The 18,609-nt window shown below is 61.5% G+C and carries 20 protein-coding genes, 1 tRNA gene and 1 pseudogene; 5 read left to right on the top strand and 17 right to left on the bottom strand.

Annotation, left to right across the window (positions count from 1 at the left end):
• Position 1 precedes the first annotated feature (1 nt).
• Both bamC and dapA read right to left on the bottom strand, forming a co-directional pair.
• Positions 2-1,120 (bottom strand): NlpB/DapX family lipoprotein, encoded by a 1,119-nt coding sequence (gene bamC / locus QRN22_RS08010; protein WP_042553153.1) that lies wholly within the window; start codon positions 1,118-1,120, stop codon positions 2-4.
• A 17-nt stretch (positions 1,121-1,137) separates the two neighbouring features.
• The gene (gene dapA, locus QRN22_RS08005) at positions 1,138-2,016 is read right to left on the bottom strand and encodes a 4-hydroxy-tetrahydrodipicolinate synthase (protein ID WP_042553154.1); all 879 of its coding nucleotides are present in this window, start codon (positions 2,014-2,016) and stop codon (positions 1,138-1,140) included.
• A gap of 226 nt (positions 2,017-2,242) precedes the next feature.
• On the opposite strand from dapA, the gene QRN22_RS08000 reads away from it, so the two are divergent.
• Together QRN22_RS08000 and QRN22_RS07995 are read left to right on the top strand one after the other, a co-directional pair.
• Positions 2,243-2,800, top strand: coding sequence for a glycine cleavage system transcriptional repressor (locus tag QRN22_RS08000; protein ID WP_042553155.1), 558 nt, complete (start codon positions 2,243-2,245; stop codon positions 2,798-2,800).
• 10 nt (positions 2,801-2,810) lie between these two features.
• Entirely contained in the window at positions 2,811-3,281 is a 471-nt protein-coding gene (locus QRN22_RS07995; RefSeq protein ID WP_042553156.1) for a peroxiredoxin, read from the top strand.
• Between the two features lie 60 nt (positions 3,282-3,341).
• Here the strand turns inward: QRN22_RS07995 and QRN22_RS07990 are convergent, their stop codons facing one another.
• On the bottom strand, positions 3,342-3,593 hold the full coding sequence (locus tag QRN22_RS07990) for a sulfurtransferase TusA family protein (RefSeq protein WP_042553157.1): 252 nt from the start codon (positions 3,591-3,593) through the stop codon (positions 3,342-3,344).
• Between the two features lie 109 nt (positions 3,594-3,702).
• Here QRN22_RS07990 and QRN22_RS07985 point away from each other — a divergent pair, with 109 nt between their 5' ends.
• Positions 3,703-5,136, top strand: a complete 1,434-nt coding sequence (locus tag QRN22_RS07985) for a M48 family metalloprotease (protein WP_042553158.1) — start codon at positions 3,703-3,705, stop codon at positions 5,134-5,136.
• Positions 5,137-5,219: 83 nt separating this feature from the next.
• Here the strand turns inward: QRN22_RS07985 and nadA are convergent, their stop codons facing one another.
• Positions 5,220-6,278, bottom strand: coding sequence for a quinolinate synthase NadA (nadA, locus tag QRN22_RS07980; protein WP_042553159.1), 1,059 nt, complete (start codon positions 6,276-6,278; stop codon positions 5,220-5,222).
• A 403-nt stretch (positions 6,279-6,681) separates the two neighbouring features.
• On the opposite strand from nadA, the gene QRN22_RS07975 reads away from it, so the two are divergent.
• Complete coding sequence (locus QRN22_RS07975) at positions 6,682-7,701, top strand: branched-chain amino acid aminotransferase (RefSeq protein WP_042553160.1); 1,020 nt, start codon at positions 6,682-6,684, stop codon at positions 7,699-7,701.
• Between the two features lie 122 nt (positions 7,702-7,823).
• Here the strand turns inward: QRN22_RS07975 and QRN22_RS07970 are convergent.
• From QRN22_RS07970 to ruvC, 13 genes and pseudogenes are all read right to left on the bottom strand, one after another.
• Positions 7,824-7,899: transfer RNA gene (locus tag QRN22_RS07970), tRNA-Lys, on the bottom strand.
• Positions 7,900-7,959: 60 nt separating this feature from the next.
• Positions 7,960-8,634 (bottom strand): 7-cyano-7-deazaguanine synthase QueC, encoded by a 675-nt coding sequence (gene queC / locus QRN22_RS07965; RefSeq protein ID WP_042553161.1) that lies wholly within the window; start codon positions 8,632-8,634, stop codon positions 7,960-7,962.
• A gap of 1 nt (position 8,635) precedes the next feature.
• Positions 8,636-9,283 (bottom strand): 7-carboxy-7-deazaguanine synthase QueE, encoded by a 648-nt coding sequence (gene queE / locus QRN22_RS07960; protein WP_042553178.1) that lies wholly within the window; start codon positions 9,281-9,283, stop codon positions 8,636-8,638.
• Between the two features lie 187 nt (positions 9,284-9,470).
• Positions 9,471-10,289: a tol-pal system protein YbgF gene (gene ybgF / locus QRN22_RS07955; RefSeq protein ID WP_042553162.1), complete on the bottom strand. Its 819-nt coding sequence runs from the start codon at positions 10,287-10,289 to the stop codon at positions 9,471-9,473.
• 6 nt (positions 10,290-10,295) lie between these two features.
• Positions 10,296-10,793, bottom strand: coding sequence for a peptidoglycan-associated lipoprotein Pal (gene pal / locus QRN22_RS07950; protein ID WP_042553163.1), 498 nt, complete (start codon positions 10,791-10,793; stop codon positions 10,296-10,298).
• A 58-nt stretch (positions 10,794-10,851) separates the two neighbouring features.
• On the bottom strand, positions 10,852-12,150 hold the full coding sequence (gene tolB, locus QRN22_RS07945) for a Tol-Pal system beta propeller repeat protein TolB (RefSeq protein WP_042553164.1): 1,299 nt from the start codon (positions 12,148-12,150) through the stop codon (positions 10,852-10,854).
• A complete protein-coding gene (tolA, locus tag QRN22_RS07940) occupies positions 12,147-13,163 on the bottom strand; it encodes a cell envelope integrity protein TolA (RefSeq protein ID WP_156152679.1) in 1,017 nt (338 codons plus the stop codon). The genes tolB and tolA overlap by 4 nt, the downstream gene beginning before the upstream one ends.
• Positions 13,160-13,612, bottom strand: coding sequence for a protein TolR (gene tolR, locus QRN22_RS07935; RefSeq protein ID WP_042553166.1), 453 nt, complete (start codon positions 13,610-13,612; stop codon positions 13,160-13,162). Before tolR ends, tolA begins: the two co-directional genes overlap by 4 nt.
• 34 nt (positions 13,613-13,646) lie before the next feature.
• Positions 13,647-14,342: a protein TolQ gene (tolQ, locus tag QRN22_RS07930; RefSeq protein ID WP_042553167.1), complete on the bottom strand. Its 696-nt coding sequence runs from the start codon at positions 14,340-14,342 to the stop codon at positions 13,647-13,649.
• A pseudogene (ybgC, locus tag QRN22_RS07925) lies at positions 14,323-14,797 on the bottom strand (tol-pal system-associated acyl-CoA thioesterase). The gene tolQ and the pseudogene ybgC overlap by 20 nt, the downstream one beginning before the upstream one ends.
• 50 nt (positions 14,798-14,847) lie before the next feature.
• Positions 14,848-15,903: a Holliday junction branch migration DNA helicase RuvB gene (ruvB, locus tag QRN22_RS07920; protein WP_042553169.1), complete on the bottom strand. Its 1,056-nt coding sequence runs from the start codon at positions 15,901-15,903 to the stop codon at positions 14,848-14,850.
• Positions 15,904-16,509, bottom strand: a complete 606-nt coding sequence (ruvA, locus tag QRN22_RS07915) for a Holliday junction branch migration protein RuvA (RefSeq protein ID WP_042553170.1) — start codon at positions 16,507-16,509, stop codon at positions 15,904-15,906. It abuts the gene before it with no gap.
• Positions 16,510-16,615: 106 nt separating this feature from the next.
• The gene (gene ruvC / locus QRN22_RS07910; RefSeq protein ID WP_042553179.1) at positions 16,616-17,140 is read right to left on the bottom strand and encodes a crossover junction endodeoxyribonuclease RuvC; all 525 of its coding nucleotides are present in this window, start codon (positions 17,138-17,140) and stop codon (positions 16,616-16,618) included.
• A 570-nt stretch (positions 17,141-17,710) separates the two neighbouring features.
• Between ruvC and QRN22_RS07905 the strand changes: the two genes are divergently transcribed.
• Positions 17,711-17,986, top strand: coding sequence for a hypothetical protein (locus QRN22_RS07905; protein WP_052493768.1), 276 nt, complete (start codon positions 17,711-17,713; stop codon positions 17,984-17,986).
• Positions 17,987-18,609: the final 623 nt, after the last annotated feature.

The raw sequence follows: 18,609 nt of genomic DNA, 5'->3' as shown, positions 1-18,609 counted from the left end.
CTTAGCCGAGGTTTTCCTGAATCATGTCCAGCACGCGGCGTGCGACATCGGCCGGTGCGATGGTGTTGAGGTCTTTCTCGACCGTCACCTGCACGGTATCGCCAACGGCGGTCAGGCGGACCTGATAGCGCTCGGCGCGAGCTTCGATGTCGTCCTTGTTCTCCGAGCCGCCGAACAGACGGCTGAAGAAGCCAGGCTTCTCGTTGGCACGCTGCGGGCCTTCGGCCAGGTTGACGTAATAGACGCCCAGGGTACGGTTGATGTCGTCGACGCGCAGGTCAGCCATGCGCAGGGAGCGGCCAACGCCGGACCAGGCACGGTCGAAGTCGGTGCTCAGGTTCAGCACCGGGTTGCCATTGCCATCGGCGGAGAGGCTCACGCGGCTCGGTGCGTCGTAGTCACGACCGGCCAGCAGCGATACCGAACCGCCCTGCTCGACGCTGCGCGTCAGGCTGGCCTGCAGGTCGTCGAGCAGCGCGGCATCCAATGCCTTGTTGACGCTACGCTCGGTGAACGGCACGTCGCTGGTGCTGCCGGCCGGACGCTGAGCGGTGACCACGAAGATTTCGCTGGTGTTGCGCTGTACGCCTGGCTCGAGGCGCACGTGCACACGGGTCTCGGTGTTGCTGTCGAGGCCGGCGACACGGCCGCCCAGGCGGCTCTGCATGCTGCTGGACAGCGCATCGAAGCGCTGCCAGTCGGTGCTGAATTCGCCGGTCTGTGGACGCTCGTCGACGATGCGGAAGCCGCCGTCCTCGAAGTACTGGCGGGCACCCGGCCAGACTTCAGCGGGAACGCGCTGAGCGACCAGCCAGCTGGAGTCGCCGCTGTTCTGCAGGCTGAACTCGCTGACGCTCTCGCTAACGGCGAGTGCTTGCGGGCGCGGCACTTCGTACTCGCCCTCCACGTCGCTGTTGCGGATCTGATTCGGCACCGGCAGCAGCGGGTCGAGACGCTTGGCCTCGACATCGGCAGGCAGTTGCATCGGTGCGGTCTGCCGCGCGGTCAGGTAATCGCTACCGCGATCGCGGAAGTAGCCATTTTCGCCCCAGATCCAGCCACAGCCACTGGTGCTGGTGATGATCAGAGCAAGTGCGGAAAGTCCGGCCAGTCGCTTCATGCGTCGTAATTCCTCGATTAGACCAATACACCGGACTGGCGCAGGGCCTGACGCAGCGGTTCGTGACAACGGGGGCTCAGCCAGGTCAGCGGCAAGCGAATGCCGTCGGCCATCATGCCCATTTCGTTCAGCGCCCATTTCACCGGAATCGGGTTGGCTTCGATGAACAGGTTCTTGTGCAGGGGCATCAGGCGGTCGTTGATCGCCCGTGCGATCGCCGCTTCACCGCGCATGGCCGCCGAACACATGTCGCTCATCGCCCGCGGGGCCACGTTGGCGGTCACGGAAATGTTGCCCTTGCCGCCCAGCAGCATCAGCTCGACCGCCGTGGCGTCGTCGCCGGAATAGAGCAGGAAGTTCGAGCTGACACGGTCGAGGATGTCACGGGCACGCTGCAGGTCGCCGGTGGCTTCCTTGATGCCGATGATGTTGTCGACGGCGGACAGGCGCTCGACGGTTTCCGGCAGCATGTCGCAGGCGGTACGCCCCGGCACGTTGTAGAGAATCTGCGGAATGGCCACGGCTTCGGCAATGTGGCGGAAGTGCAGGTACAGGCCTTCTTGGGTCGGCTTGTTGTAGTACGGCGTGACCAGCAGGCAGGCATCGGCGCCGGCGGTCTTGGCGTTCTGGGTCAGCTCGACCGCTTCGCGGGTGGAGTTGGCACCCGTGCCGGCGATCACCGGGATGCGCCCGGCGACCTGATCGACCACGCGGCGGATGACTTCGATGTGCTCGTTGACATCGAGGGTCGCCGACTCACCCGTGGTGCCGACCGCGACGATGGCGTTGGTGCCCTCTTGCAGGTGGAAATCCACCAGCTTGCTCAAGGCATCCCAATCGAGATTACCCTGTGCATCCATGGGCGTGGCCAGTGCCACCATACTGCCCGCAATCATGCAACCGCTCCTGCTGAAAAAGAGAGCCGTAATGGTACTGGCGCCACCAGCCTTGCACAAGCTAAGTAGCAGGTGGCGTGAACGACCGTCATTGCATGCCTCTGGCGCCGCGCTTCGCTTGCCGATAGCGGTATCTGGTCATTCCCCTGGCGGGCGCTTTTCGCTACCCTGCGAGTTTGTTTGGCACTGTCTATAGAGCCGAGCGTTCAACGTTTAGGAAGGCTGCATGTCCACCCCCCCAGTTCGCGAACAATTCCTCGTCATCAGTGCACTCGGCACCAACGCCATGGAGCTGACCAACGTACTGTGCCGAGCCAGCCATGAAAACCGCTGCGCGGTCGTCAGCACGCGCCTGAGTCGCCACGGCGAGTTCAGCGCGCTGGTGCTGCAGGTGTCTGGCAACTGGGATGCCCTGGCGCGCCTGGAAACGGGCCTGCCGGCACTCTCCAAGAAGCATGAGTTCACCGCCAACGTGATCCGTAGCGCAGCGTCGGAGGTCCGCCCCCAGGCGCTGCCCTACGTGGCCTACGTCAGCTCGGTGTACCGCCCGGACATCCTCAACGAGCTGTGCCAGTTCTTCATCGATCACCGCGTCGAACTGGAGGCCCTGACCTGCGACACCTATCAGGCGCCGCAGACCGGCGGCACCATGCTCAACGCCACGCTGACCGTCACCCTGCCAGCCGGCACCCAGATCAGTTGGCTGCGCGACCAGTTCCTGGATTTCGCCGACGCGCTGAATCTGGATGCGCTGATCGAACCCTGGCGCCCACAGAACCCATAAGGAGCCCTTCATGGCCATCGCTATCGACGCCCCTGTCCCCGACTTCAGCGCCCCCGCGACGGGCGGCGAGTTCAACCTGGCCGCCTACAAGGGCAAGCAGTTGGTGATCTACTTCTACCCGAAGGACAATACTCCGGGCTGCACCACCCAGGGCCAGGGCTTTCGGGATGGCCACGCGGCCTTCGCTGCGGCCAACACGGTCGTCGTCGGCGTGTCGCGCGACAGCCTGAAGACCCATGAGAACTTCAAGGCCAAGCAGGGCTTCGCCTTCGAACTGATTTCGGACAAGGACGAAAGCGTCTGCCAGCTGTTCGACGTGATCAAGCTGAAGAAGCTCTACGGCAAGGAGTACCTGGGCGTCGACCGCAGCACCTTCCTGATCGACAAGAACGGCGTACTGCGCCAGGAATGGCGAGGGGTCAAGGTGCCCGGCCATGTCGATGAGGTACTGGCCGCAGCCCAGGCCCTCAACAAAGCCTGATACATATGAAAAATGCCGCTCTCGAGCGGCATTTTTCATGGCGACCTCTTCACCCTGGCATCACGCCTTGCGCAGCCAGTAACGTAACACGTCACCCTCGGTTTCCTCACGCAGCAGCTCATGGCCAGCCAGCCGGGCGAAGGCCCGGAAATCGCGCTGCGACCCGGCATCCGTGGCCAACACCTTGAGCACCTCGCCACTGGCCAGGCCATTGAGCGCCATCTTGGCCTTGAGCAAAGGCAGCGGGCAATTCAAGCCACACGCATCCAGCTCGGCCTGATGCTCGCCCCGCCACACCGCTACATCCCCCATAACGCCCTCCGTTTTTCCAGGCCGACAGCATAACCCAAGGCCCGCCGACGCTGGTCAGGCAAGTGCCTCCCGGCTACAGTACGGCACTGATCCGACAAGAGCTCCATGCATGAATGTTTTGCGCCCTACCCTGCTGACGCTCGCCTGCCTGCTGGCACAACCGACGATGGCCAACGACCTGCCATCACTTGGCGATGCCAGTTCGTCGATGGTTTCTCCGCAACAGGAGTATCAACTGGGCCGGGCCTGGCTGAGCATCGTCCGCGGCCAGGTCAGCCAGCTGTCGGATCCGCAGCTCAAGGACTTCGTCGAAAGCAGCGTCTACCGCCTGGCGGAAACCAGCCAGGTTCAGGACCGGCGCCTCGAGTTCGTCCTGCTCAACAGCCCGCAGATCAACGCCTTTGCAGCGCCAGGCGGGATCATCGGCGTCAACGGCGGGCTGTTCCTCTACGCGCAGACCGAAGGCGAATACGCCTCGGTACTGGCCCACGAACTGGCCCACTTGTCGCAGCGCCACTTCGCCCGCGGCCTGGAGGCCCAGCAACGCATGCAGTTGCCGGTCATGGCCGCGATGCTCGCTGGTATCGTCGCAGCGGCAGCGGGTGCCGGCGATGCCGGCATCGCCGCCATCGCCTCGACCCAGGCAGCAGCGATTCAGGAACAGCGGCGCTTCTCCCGGCAGAACGAACAGGAGGCCGACCGCATTGGTCTGGTCAACCTGGAAAAGGCCGGCTACGACCCCCGCTCGATGCCGAGCATGTTCGAACGCTTGATGCGTCAGTACCGCTACGACCGCATGCCACCCGAATTCCTGCTGACCCACCCGGTCTCCGAATCGCGTATCGCCGATACCCGCAACCGCGCCGAGCAGTACCAGGCCGGCGGCACCGAAGACAGCCTGCGCTACCAGCTGATGCGTGCCCGGGTGCAGCTGACCTATGAAGAAACCCCGGGCATCGCTGCCAAACGCTTCCGTGCCCAGCTCGATGAAAACCCGAACATGGACGCCGCCCGCTATGGCCTGACCATCGCCCTGATCAAGGGCAGCCAGTTCGACGAGGCACGCGACACCCTGGCGCCCCTGCTGCAGAAGGCACCGGACGACGTCACCTACAACCTGGCGCAGATCAGCCTGGACAGTGCAGCCAACCGCCTCGCCGCCGCCGATCAGCGCATCAAGCGTCTGCTCGACCTGTACCCTGGCAACTACCCGCTGAACCAGGCGCGCATCGACCTGCTGCTCAAGCAACGCAAAATTCCCGAGGCCGAGCAGGCCCTGAACGATCTGCTCAAGCGCCGCGTGAAGGATCCGGACGTCTGGTATCAGGTTGCGGAAGTGCGCGGCCTCAGCGGCAACACCATCGGCCTGCATCAGGCCCGGGCAGAGTTCTTCGCGCTGGTGGGGGATTTCAACCAGGCCATCGAGCAGCTCGACTTCGCCAAGCGCCGCGCCAGCAACAACTTCCAGCTGGCTTCACGCATCGACGCCCGCCAGAAAGAGCTGATCGAAGAGAAGCGCATGACCGAAGAGATGCTGCGCTGATGAACGAGCGCCAAGTCAGGGCCTGGTAGCCTCCTGCAGCCGTCTCTCGCTTGGCGCTTTGCCCTTGCAGAGTGCCGCTGCTGTCAGGCATTGCCAGCGAGCTTCAGGCGTGCCGCCTGGGTGAAGTCGAGCATACGCTTGAGCGGCTTGATCGCTCTGGGAATCAGCGCCGGGTCGACGAACACCTCGTTACTGCCCTCACGCAGGCACTGCAAGGTGCGCTGCAGGGTGTTCATCGCCATCCACGGGCAGTTGGCACAACTGCGGCAGGCGGCGCCATTGCCAGCTGTCGGCGCCGCGACGAACTCCTTGTCGGGACACAGCTGCTGCATCTTGTAGAAGATGCCGCGATCGGTGGCGACGATGAAGGTCTTGTTCGGCATCCGCTGCGCGGCAGCGATCAGTTGGCTGGTCGAGCCAACCGCATCGGCCAGGTCGATCACCGCGGTCGGCGACTCGGGGTGCACCAGCACGGCCGCCTGCGGATACAGCGCCTTCATTTCCTCCAGTTGGCGGGCCTTGAACTCTTCGTGGACGATGCAGGCACCGTCCCAGAGCAGCATGTCGGCACCGGTCTTGTTCTGGATGAAACGCCCCAGATGCTGATCCGGCGCCCAGATGATGCTCTCGCCGTTGTCCATCAGGTGCTCGACGATCTCCACGGCGCAGCTGGACGTCACCACCCAGTCGGCCCGCGCCTTCACCGCTGCCGAGGTATTGGCGTAAACCACCACGGTGCGCTGCGGATGCTGATCGCAGAACGCGGCGAATTCGTCGACCGGGCAACCCAGATCCAGAGAACAGGTGGCTTCCAGCGTCGGCATCAGCACGCGCTTTTCAGGGTTGAGGATTTTCGCCGTCTCGCCCATGAACTTGACGCCGGCGACCAGCACGGTCTGCGCCGAATGCTGATTGCCGAAGCGGGCCATCTCCAGCGAGTCGGACACGCAGCCACCGGTTTCTTCGGCAAGCGCCTGCAGCACCGGGTCGCAGTAGTAGTGGGCGACCAGAACGGCATTCTGGCGCTTCAGTTCTTTGCCAATTTCATCACGGTAGAACGCTTCCTGCTCCGCCGTCAGCGTCTCTGGCTGTTTGGCATCGAGATGAGCTTGGACAAGAAGTCGTTCGGCAATCTGCGTCATGTCGTCAGGCCCTATCGAGGTCTATGAGCACGGAACGTTGAGTATACCGCCAGACGCACCGGGCTGGCCGGAACAGGCAGAGGGGCGTCGCAGATTGCACAGCCGCGGGCTGCGAACCTTGCGCGGGCGCGCATGTTAAGGGCTTTGTCGGACGATTTTCAATCGCCCGGACGACCTCGCATCGATCCACCGGTTGATCGCCAGGATAATCCGCCGCATCATCAGCATCAGGACAACGACTTGGCCGAGCGACAGCCGCCAGGCAGCAGGGCCGCAGGTGGCCAACCAGGTTCAGTCGCGCAGAGGCCGAATGCGACTTCTGCAAGAAGCACCGTTATCACCATTTTGGAAAACATCGACCACGCGCGCGCCCCGCAGTGGTCGTTCAGCGATTGAGGATGTCATGGCTTACGAAAGCATCGAATGGGACAAGCTGGGTTTCGACTACATCAAGACCGACCAGCGCTACCTGTCGCACTGGCGCGACGGTGAATGGGATCAGGGCAACCTGACCGAAGACAACGTACTGCACATCAGCGAGGGCTCCACGGCCCTGCATTATGGTCAGCAGTGCTTCGAAGGCCTCAAGGCCTACCGCTGCAAGGATGGCTCGATCAACCTGTTCCGCCCTGACCAGAACGCCCTGCGCATGCAGCGCAGCTGCGCGCGCCTGCTGATGCCGGCACCGTCGAACGAGCAATTCATCGAGGCCTGCAAGCAGGTGGTACGCGCCAACGAGCGCTTCATCCCGCCATACGGTTCCGGTGGCGCGCTGTATCTGCGCCCGTTCGTGATCGGCGTTGGCGACAACATCGGCGTACGCACCGCGCCGGAGTTCATCTTCTCGGTGTTCTGCATCCCGGTCGGCCCTTACTTCAAGGGCGGCATGAAGCCGAACAACTTCGTGATCTCCGGCTATGACCGCGCCGCCCCCCAGGGCACTGGCGCTGCCAAGGTCGGCGGCAACTACGCCGCCAGCCTGATGCCAGGCTCGCAGGCCAAGAAGAACAACTTCGCCGACTGCATCTACCTCGATCCGCAGACCCACACCAAGATCGAGGAAGTGGGCTCGGCGAACTTCTTCGCAATCACTCACAACGATGAATTCGTCACCCCGAAATCGCCATCGGTACTGCCAGGCATCACCCGCCTGTCGCTGATCGAACTGGCCCAGAGCCGCCTCGGCCTGAAGGTCATCGAAGGCGACGTATTCATCGACCGCCTGGGCGACTTCAAGGAAGCGGGCGCTTGCGGCACCGCTGCCGTTATCACCCCGATCGGCGGCATCGAGTATCAGGGCAAGCTGCACGTGTTCCACAGCGAGACCGAAGTCGGCCCGACCATCAGCCGCCTGTACAGCGAGCTGACCGGCGTGCAGTCCGGTGATGTCGAAGCACCGCAAGGCTGGATCGTCAAAGTCTGATGCGACGCGCTGGCGGGCCTTGACGGCTCGCCAGCACAGACTGACTGCCGGAAACGAAAAAAGCCCGGATCTTTTCAAGAGATCCGGGCTTTTTTCTGCGCCTTCACTTGGAAGGCTTGAGATGGTGGGTCGTGTAGGATTCGAACCTACGACCAATTGGTTAAAAGCCAACTGCTCTACCAACTGAGCTAACGACCCGTGGTGCGAGCGGTATGATACTGATTTAATTCAGGAATTCAACACCCACCGAAAAATAATTTACTGGTAACGGGTGGGATCGGGCACAGCGGCGGCGGCGAAGCCGGCCGAGCGCAAACGGCAGCTGTCGCATTTCCCACAGGCACGGCCGTCATCGTCGGCCAGATAGCAGGAAACGGTCAGACCGTAATCCACCCCCAGACGCGAACCCTCCTGGACGATTTCAGCCTTGCTCATCATCTGCAACGGCGCCTGGATACGAATGCTCTGCCCTTCCACGCCCATCCGGGTCGCCAGGTTGGCCACCCGCTCGAAGGCCTCGACGAACTCAGGCCGGCAATCGGGATAACCGGAGTAGTCCACCGCATTGACGCCGATGAAGATGTCCTGGGCTTCCAGCACCTCGGCCCAGCCCAGTGCCAGGGCCAGAAAAACGGTATTGCGTGCAGGCACATAGGTGACCGGAATCCCCGTGGTCGGGCTCTGCGGTACATCGATGCTCGAGTCGGTCAACGCCGAGCCGCCAATACCGCCGAGGTTCATGCCGATCACCTTGTGTTCGACCACACCCAACTGCCGGGCGACCCGCTCGGCTGCCTGGAGCTCGGAACGGTGCCGCTGACCGTAGTCGAAGCTCATGCTGTAGCAGCTGTAGCCCTGCTCCCTGGCCATCGCCACCACGGTCGCGGAGTCGAGGCCACCGGATAGCAGGATGACCGCTTTCTTTTCACTCATGTCAGTGCCCCGGCTCATCGTTCCAAAGAATCTTGTGCAGCTGCAGTTGCATGCGCACTGGCAGATTGTCGGCGATCACCCATTCGGCCAGCTCACGCCCACTCACCTGCTGGTGGCTCGGCGAAAACAGCAGCTCGCCGGCACGCTCGGCCAGGCCGTACTGGATGATCTTGCTCACCGACCAGTCGTAGTCCTCACGCGAACAGATCACGAACTTGACCTGATCCCGCGGCTGCAGGTACTCGATGTTCTCGTAGCGGTTGCGGGCCACCTCGGCCGAACCCGGCGTTTTCAGGTCGATGACCTTGCTGACCCGAATATCGACAGCGGAAACATCCAGCGCGCCACTGGTTTCCAGAGACACGTCGTAACCGGCGTCACACAAACGCTGGAGCAAGGGAATGCAGTTGGGCTGCGCGAGCGGTTCGCCACCGGTAACGCACACATAGCGCGGACGGTAACTCGCCACCTGCTCGAGGATGGCGTCCAGCGAGAGGATTTCCCCGCCACTGAAGGCGTAGGCGGTATCGCAGTATTGACAGCGCAGGGGGCAGCCGGTCAGGCGCACGAATACCGTCGGCAAGCCGGCAGTACGCGTTTCCCCCTGCAACGAGAAAAAGATCTCGGTAATGCGCAGGGTATCTTTCATAAGGGCCACGGGCGTGACGGCGAAACAGGCCATCCGCCTCCGTTGCGAAAAAGGACGGCGATTCTAAACGAAAAGCATGGCTGGCAGCCATTTTTGACGTCTGCTGGCGACGGCCTGCAGGTCAAGTGCCCGGTTTGCAGGCAAAAAAAACCCGCGACAGGCACGGGTTTCTTTCACAAGCCGAGGCTCACTGAATGCGCTGCAGATCACGCTGGGCCAGCTGGGCAGCCGACGTGCCCGGGTACTGCGCGATGACCTGCTGCAGAATGCCCTTGGCCTTGTCGTTGTTGCCCATGCGGATTTCCACATCGGCCAGCTTGAACAGCGAATCCGGCACCTTGGAGTGCTGCGGATAGGCCTGACTGACCTTGGCGAAGGCCTGACCCGCACCCTGCAGGTCGCCCTTGGCGAGGTTCACCTCACCAAGCCAGTACTGGGCATTGCCCGCGTATTGACTGTTCGGATAACGACGCAGGAATGCTGCGAAGGCCTGGCTGGCCTTGTCGAAATCCTTGGCCTTGATCAGGTCGAAAGCTGCATCGTAGAACAGCTTTTCCTTGGCCGGGTCTGCCGGCTCGCCGGAGGCTTGTGCCTGCCCTGCATCACCCGCGGAAGCACCACCGGCACCATTGCTGGCACCCGTGGCTGGAGAATTCTGTGTGGCTGCAGCACCGGCTGCGGCACCACTACTCAGACGCTTATCAAGATCCTGGTATCGCTCCAGGCCTTCCTGCTTCATACGCTGAATATCGTTCTGCTGCTCTTCGAGCATGCCACGCAGTTGCGCGATTTCCTGCTGCATCTGCTGGAGCTGATTGAACAGCATGCCCTGCGCCGAAGACGGGGTTTCCACCCCACCTCCGGCGTAGGCGCCAGACGTGCCGTAACCGGCATTCGGATTACCACCACCGTTACCGGTACTGCCATCCTGTACGGGAATCTGAGCCCAGGCCGCAAGCGGCAGGCTCAGCGCCATTACGGTTACTACACGTCGGCACATTCGCATATCGAATTACTTACGCAGTTCGACGCGACGGTTCTGAGCCCAGGATTGCTCGTCGTTGCCGGTGGCAACAGGACGCTCTTCACCGTAGGAAACCAGTTCCAGCTGAGCTGGGGAAACGCCTTGCAGTACCAGGTAACGCTGAACGGCCTTGGCACGACGCTCGCCCAGAGCCATGTTGTATTCGCGGGTACCGCGCTCGTCAGCGTGGCCTTCCAGGACGACGCGAGCGCCATTGCCTTTCAGGTCTTTGGCATGAACGTCCAGAGCGCGCATGGCTTCCGGCTTCAGGTCAGAGCTGTCGTATTCGAAGTAGAAAGTGGTGATAGCGCGCAGAGCGGCTTCTTCACTCAGGCTGCCGTCGACGGCGCCGGTGTTTGCACCGTAGCCAGCGTTCGGGTCTACAGCGCCTTCGCCAGCGGTGTCACCGCCTTTGGAGGAACAGCCAACAGCCACGGCGAGAGCCAGGCTCAGTGCAGCAAATTTGCCAAATTTCAGCATTTCCATGTGTAACTCCTAATGAACCCCAGTGTGTTAAGCATACAAACAGGTGAAGCACCGCGCATCAGTTCAGGAAGGGGGACCAGGATGGCTCTCGAACTTCGCCTTGAGCGGTAGGTAGAGGGAGCCTAACGCGACCGTTAACGGACGCTAACATCAGGACTCCCCGCCCCTGCTGGCGGGTAGCGTAGATTAGCATGGTGCCATTGGGCGCAACAGTAGGCGACTCATCCAAACTTGTATCTGAAAGAATGCGCAGATTGCCACGCTCGAGGTCCTGTGCCGCTACCTTGAACACGGTGTAACCATCCTGGCGATGAATCATTACCAGGGTTTTCTCGTCGGCAGACAATTTAGGGTTGGCATTGTAGTTGCCGACGAAGGTCACTCGGTCGACCGCACCAGTATTGATGTTGGTCTTGTAAATCTGTGGTTTGCCGGAACGGTCGGAGGTGAAATAGATGGTCTGACCGTCCTTGCCCCAGAAGGGCTCGGTATCGATGGCGTAATGATTGGTGACACGGCGCAGGTTCTTCGAACCAATGTCCATGACATAGATTTCAGGGTTGCCGTCTTTCGACAGGGTGAACGCCAGCTTGCTGCCATCCGGCGACCAGGCAGGGGCGCCGTTGAGGCCTTCGAAGTTGGTGACCTGCTCGCGACGACCGGTATCGATGTGCTGCACGAAGATGCGCGGGCGCTTCTGCTCGAAGGAGACGTAAGCGATACGCTTGCCATCCGACGCGAACGACGGTGACAGGATCGGCTCACGGGATTGCAGCAGGGTCACTGCACGAGCACCGTCATAGTCCGAACGCTGCAGGGTGTAACGGGTGTTGTTGACACCGAAACGCTCTGCAGTGACGTACAGCATGCGGGTGGAGAATGCACCCTTGACGCCGGTGAGCTTCTCGAACGACTGGTCGGCGATATGGTGAGCCATGTCGCGCAGTTGATCGGTGCTCCCCCCCACGTTGCCGGTCAGCACCTGCTGCTCGGTGGCCACGTTGAACAGGGCGAATTGAATCTGCAGACGTGCACCGTTGGGCACGATGTTGCCAACCAGCACGTATTGGGCGCCCAGCGCTTTCCAGTCACGGTAGATGACTTCGCTGCCCTGGGTCGGCAGGCTGATCATGTTCTGCCGCGGGATCGGCTCGAACACACCGGAGTTGCGCAGGTCGTTACCGACGATGGTGGCGATGTCTTCGGGCAGGACGTTGCCGCCTTGCCAGCCGAAAGGCACCACGGCGATCGGGGTGGCCCGATCGGTGCCGGTGCTGATCACCAGTGGATCAGCCGCCTGCACGGAACCGACCAGCATGGCCAGCCCCAGTACAACGATTCGCATCAGGGTATTCACAGACCTAAATCCTCCGGTTTGAAGACGGCACGTCGCTGCCGGTAACGCTGGTCGAACGTAGCCCGATCCAGTTGCTGCATCTCTACAATGCGACCTACGTTGCGCACTGCCTGTACTGCTGAGCTGTCGAACGGCGAGTCGCCGCTGGAACGGCTGACACTGGCATTGGTGATGGTGCCATCGGGCAACATCTCGATCAGCACTTCAACACTCATGCCATTACGCGCCGACGGCGGACGCCGCCACTGCTCGCTCACCAGCTTGACGATCAGATCATCGAGGCTACCCGCAACCTGATCGCCCTGTGTCTCAGCCAGCGCTTGCTGCCGCTCGGTGTCTTCGGACAGCAACTCGGCCAGAGCCGCCGCTTTCTTGTCCTCGACGGCCTTGCGCTCGGCTGCCTGGGCATTGGCCTTTTTCTTGGCATCTTCGGCAGCTTTCTTCTTCGCGGCATCGGCTGCCGCTTTCTTCTTGGCCTCTTCGGCTGCCTTTTTCTTGGCATCCTCAGCGGCTTTCTTCTTGGCTTCCGCTTCAGCGGCCTTCTTCTTGTCGGCCTCCAGCGCAGCTTTCGCCTTGGCGACGTCGGCCAGCTTCTTCTGCTCGGCGGCTTTCGCCGCGGAAGCATCGGCCTCAGCCTTTTTCGCCGCATCGGCCTTTCGAGTTTCCTCGACTTTCTTTTGTTCCGCTGCTTTCGCTGCCTGCTGTTTCTGCTCTTCGGCCTGCGCCTGCTTTTCCTGCTCGGCTTTCTTCTGCTCGAGCTGTTCGGTCTCGAACTGCGGCGCGGCGGTCTTCTTCGCCTCACCCGCAATCTTCTGATTGGTCTGGGTAGTGGCCTGGCTCTGCGACTTCAATTGATACAGGGTAGCCTGCACGATCGGTTTCGCTGGTGGCAGATCGGGCGCGAAGGCAAAACTGACGAACAGCATGCCGAACATCAGCACATGCAGGCCTACGGCCAGGATCACCGGCCAGAAAAGGCTTTCCGAAGGTGAGCGTTCACGCTGCTGCATCAGGGCGCCTCGGTAATCAGACCGACGTTACCCACGCCAGCCTGCTGCAAGCCACCCATGGCGGACATCACGGTGCCGTAATCGACCGACTTGTCGCCACGCACGAACACCTGCACCTTCTTACCCTGGCTACGAGTCTGATTGATGATCGCCGTGACGGCACGGGTCATCTCGTCGAGGGTCAGGGCGCGATCCTGCACGGTATCGGTATCCACCTCAGTGCCCATGTTCCAGTAGTAGGACTTGTCGGACTTGATGGAGATGGTCAGCACCTGTGAATCGTTGTCCTGAGGCAACACTTCACTGCTGACCTGCGGCAGGTCGACCTTGACCCCCTGGTTGAGCATCGGCGCCGTCACCATGAAGATGACCAGCAGCACCAACATCACATCGATGTAGGGCACTACGTTCATCTCGGCGACGGGCTTGCGTCTGTTGCGAATTCTGGCCATGGCTCTGAAAACCTATCTATTGATCGCCTGAGGCTTAGTCTTCACTACTGTGCACTTTGCGGTGCAGGATCGCCTGGAACTCATCGGCGAAGGTGTAGTAGCGCGAGATCAGCATTTCACCGCGGGCAGCGAAGCGGTTGTAGGCAATAACGGCGGGAATCGCAGCGAACAGGCCGATCGCCGTGGCGATCAGCGCCTCGGCGATGCCGGGCGCTACGGTCGCCAGGGTGGCCTGCTGCACCTGAGCCAGGCCACGGAAGGAGTTCATGATCCCCCAGACGGTACCGAACAGACCGATGTACGGGCTGGTGGAGCCGACGGTGGCGAGGAACGGCAGGCTCTGCTCGAGCTTCTCTTCCTCGCGGGAGATGGCAACGCGCATGGAGCGGGCAACGCCATCCATGACTGCATCCGGGTCCATGCCGGGCTGCTGACGCAGGCGGGAGAATTCCTTGAAACCGGCACGGAAGATCTGCTCCAGGCCCGAATCCGGATCCGGGTTGCTGCCTGCCTGACGATACAGCTTGGACAGGTCGATACCGGACCAGAAGCGCTCCTCGAAATTGTCCAGTGCACGCTTGGCGCCACGCAGCAAGTTGCTGCGCTGGAAAATCATGACCCACGAAGTGACCGAGGCGGCCACCAGGATCAACATCACCAACTGCACCACCAGGCTGGCGTTGCTGATCAGACTCCACATAGACATGTGGTCAACGGCGTTGGCTTCCACGCTTACTCTCCTGCAGTAGATGTACCGGTACCGACCTGCTCGGCGAAGGCTGTTCGCAGAGACGGAGGCATGGCCCGGGGTTTGAAATTGTCGGCGCCCACACAGGCCACCAAAAACTGCCCTTCGCAGAGCAGCGCGTTATCCGTCACTCGCCTCACCTGCTGACGAAAGCGCAGGCTGGCACGGTTCAATTCGGTTACTTCGGCACTCACCAGCACTTCGTCGTCCAGCCGCGCCGGCGCGTGATAGCGCGCCTCGCTGGAGTGCACGACGAACAACAGGCCCTCTCCCGCCAGCGTCGACTGGGCAAAACCCAGTTCGCGCAGCCGCTCGGTTCGAGCCCGCTCCATGAATTTGAGGTAGTTGACGTAATAGACGACACCACCGGCATCGGTGTCTTCGTAGTAAACACGACAGCGATGGGCGAACGGCTGACCAGCGTATTGCGCGCGCATACTCTAGTGCCAGCCTCGAGTCTTGCCAATCGGCCCGACAAGTATTTTTTTCATTGCCCATCTCCATCGCTGAACAGGTCAGGTGTCGGTCGCTCATCCATGCGTTTCGGCGTATTCAGGCCAAAGTGCAAATAAGCATGTCGCGTGACCACTCGCCCTCTCGGCGTACGCATGATGTAACCCTGCTGGATCAGATACGGCTCCAGCACATCCTCGATGGTGTGGCGCTCTTCACTGATCGCCGCTGCCAGACTGTCGACCCCGACCGGCCCACCGTCGAACTTCTCGATCATGGTCAGCAGCAGGCGACGGTCCTGATGATCGAAGCCGCGCTCGTCCACATCCAACAGGTTCAAGGCCAGATCGGCGATCTGCCGGGTGATCTCGCCCTGCCCGCGCACTTCCGCGAAATCCCGCACGCGGCGCAACAGACGGTTGGCGATACGCGGCGTGCCACGAGCCCGGCGGGCGATCTCGAAGGCCCCCTCGGGCTCGATCGGCAATTCGAGAATGCCCGCCGCGCGCATGATGATGGTCGCCAGGTCCTCGGTGTTATAGAACTCGAGACGCTGCACGATACCGAAGCGGTCACGTAGCGGGTTGGTCAACATGCCCGCCCGAGTGGTCGCGCCGACCAGTGTGAAAGGCGGCAAATCGAGCTTGATCGAACGAGCGGCAGGCCCTTCGCCGATCATGATGTCGAGCTGGAAATCCTCCATCGCCGGGTACAGCACTTCTTCGACGATGGGCGAAAGACGGTGAATCTCGTCGATGAACAGCACATCGCCGGGTTCGAGGTTGGTCAGCAGCGCAGCCAGGTCGCCCGGGCGTTCGAGCACGGGGCCCGAGGTGCTCTTGATGGAGACGTTCATTTCCTGAGCGATGATATTCGCCAGGGTGGTCTTGCCCAGCCCCGGCGGACCGAAGATCAGCGTGTGATCGAGGGACTCCTTGCGGCCGCGGGCCGCCTGGATGAACAGCTCCATCTGCTCGCGCACCACAGGCTGACCGATGTATTCGGCCAACTTGAGCGGACGAATGGCACGATCGACCTGCTCTTCGCGGTCGCGACCACCTGCCGTGACCAGCCTGTCTGCTTCGAGCATCTACAGCATTCCCTTCAGCGCACGACGAATCATGTCTTCACTACTCAACCCATCTTCTTTGACCGCCGAAACGGCGCGACTGGCTTCCTGCGGTTTGTAGCCCAGGGAAATAAGCGCACTGACCGCATCATTCTCCGCGCTTGTGACTGCGCTACCCGCACGAGGTTCAACCACTAGGTTGGCCATGCCGGGCACGGTCTCCCAGGCCTTGAAGCGATCCTTGAGCTCGACCAGCAGGCGCTCGGCGGTTTTCTTGCCGACGCCGGGAATCTTCACCAGCGCGGCCGTATCCTGAGCCTGCACGCAGCGCACCAACTCATCCACTTCGAGGCCGGACATCAAGGCCAGGGCCAGCTTCGGGCCGACACCATTGAGGCGGATCAGCTCACGAAACAGCTCGCGCTCACGCTTCTCGAAAAAGCCGTACAGCAGGTGCGCATCTTCGCGCACCACCAGGTGGGTGTGCAGCGTCAGCGGCTCACCCACCGAGGGCAAACGGTACAACGTGGTCATGGGGACTTCCAGCTCATAGCCCAGACCATTCACATCCAGAATCAAATGTGGCGGCTGCTTTTCCGCCAGAGTGCCGCGTAAACGTCCGATCACCGGCGCATTCCTTTCAATTTAGAAAACGTGGGCCCTGTTGATGTCCCGTGCACCAGCTTGCTTTTGATGCAGCAGCACCGACACACGGCACATATTGACCAGGCACCTATAAACGAAGACGACCGCCGCGCCGCTTGGCGCTGGCCAACCCATGGGGAATGAGACTCTGCCGATGATGAGCATGACACAGGGCGATGCCCAAGGCGTCCGAGGCATCGATCTGCGGCTTCTGCACCAGTTTGAGCAGGTGCATGACCATCATCTGCACCTGTTGCTTGTCGGCGGCGCCCGTTCCTACCACTGCCTGCTTGACCTGGGTCGCGGTGTACTCGCTGATTTCCAAGCCGGCTTCCATGGCGGCGACGATGGCGGCGCCACGGGCCTGGCCAAGCTTCAGTGCAGAATCCGCATTGCGCGCCATGAATACCTGCTCGATCCCCATGGTCACCGGCCCGAAGGTGCGAATCACCTCGCTGACGCCGCGAAAGACGATCTGCAGGCGCTCGGGCAGCGGTCCGTTGCCCGTTCGAATGCAGCCTGACGCTACGTATTCGCAAGTGCGCCCCGTATCGCGTATCACGCCGTAACCGGTAATGCGGGAACCGGGGTCGATTCCCAGAATCAGCGTCATGCCTTTCATCCACCAGTGGCATCGGCTGCCACACTGTCTATTTATCCAGGCGCGAGTATAGGGTCGTCGATAGCTTGCCGTCATCCACAGGATCCACAGCCCGTCGGACATAAATGCCTGAAAGCACCGTTTTGCCAGCTCGCTCGCGGGGAGCGATCACCGATTCGTATGCCGGTGATCGCGCCCGCACCGCGAACCCGAGGCCTCAGCACCCCGCGCGTGCCACTCGCAGCCGGCTTGCCGTTGACCATTCGCCACGCTACCCTTCCCACGTCGCTGCAAAATCAGCGAACGGGTTTGGCGACCCGATCTACCGAATGGCGCATGTGCGCCCCATGACCATTGCTGGCGCATTTTTTATGCCCGCTTTGTCGCTCTATGGTGGCCGTGCGTGGGAGACCTTCGGGTCTGCCGGCGTCCATTCGGGCCGGTTCGCCAACCTGCGCACGGCTGCCACCCATATCGTTTGGCGACGGTTCGTGGCAGCTCCTATATACCGAATGGAGCCTTGCCCAATGAAGCATTCGCACGCCTTGAATCTTTCCAGTGATGAGAAAGGAGGCCGGCACCATGACTGACCTCATGCCACTGTCCAGCAATCCAGGCAGCGCACCCGTGCTGCTGATCGATACCAGCCGCTCCTATATCGACCTGCAGGAAAGCGCGGAGCAACGCCTCAGCGCGGTGCGCGGCCTGTTGCAGAGCCTGGCGCTGATGAACATCACACTGGCAGACGCCAATGACCTGCGCTATCTGAGCGAAGCCGCGTACCTGCTTACCGAGGATGCCTACGACCTGGCCAAAGCCGCTCACCATGCCGCGCTGCGCGAAGCGAGTCAGCGCTAGGCATCAGGCACCATCGACCCTGCCCACCTCGGGCTGCGCCTTTCACCTGGAACCTTCGCGTCGCGGCCGAGATCGATTCGCTGGCAAGCCAGCTCCTACAATTCTGAGCCTTTGCGTGGCAGATAGATTGGGTAGACACCTGTCGTAGGAGCCCGCTTGCGGGCGATTGCCGTTACGAAATGCACACAGATGTATCGCGGCCGAGATCGATTCGCTGGCAAGCCAGCTCCTACAATTCTGAGCCTTTGCGTGGCAGATGGATTGGGTAGATTCCTGTCGTAGGAGCCCGCTTGCGGGCGATTGCGGTTACGACATTCACGCAGGTATGTAGCGGCCGAGATCAATTCGCTGGCAAGCCAGCGCCTACAATTTTTGGCTTTGCGCGGCAGATGGATTGGGTAGATTCCTGTCGTAGGAGCCCGCTTGCGGGCGATTGCGGTTACGACATTCACGCAGGTATGTAGCGGCCGAGATCAATTCGCTGGCAAGCCAGCGCCTACAATTTTTGGCTTTGCGCGGCAGATGGATTGGGTAGACACCTGTCGTAGGAGCCCGCTTGCGGGCGATCGCGGTTACGACATTCACGCAGGTATGTAGCGGCCGAGATCAATTCGCTGGCAAGC

This window comes from Pseudomonas sp. MEJ086, assembly GCF_030209025.1.
Lineage (GTDB): Bacteria > Pseudomonadota > Gammaproteobacteria > Pseudomonadales > Pseudomonadaceae > Aquipseudomonas > Aquipseudomonas fulva_A.
Note: the sequence above shows the minus strand (reverse complement) of the source record. Positions and strands in the feature narration are given on the sequence as shown.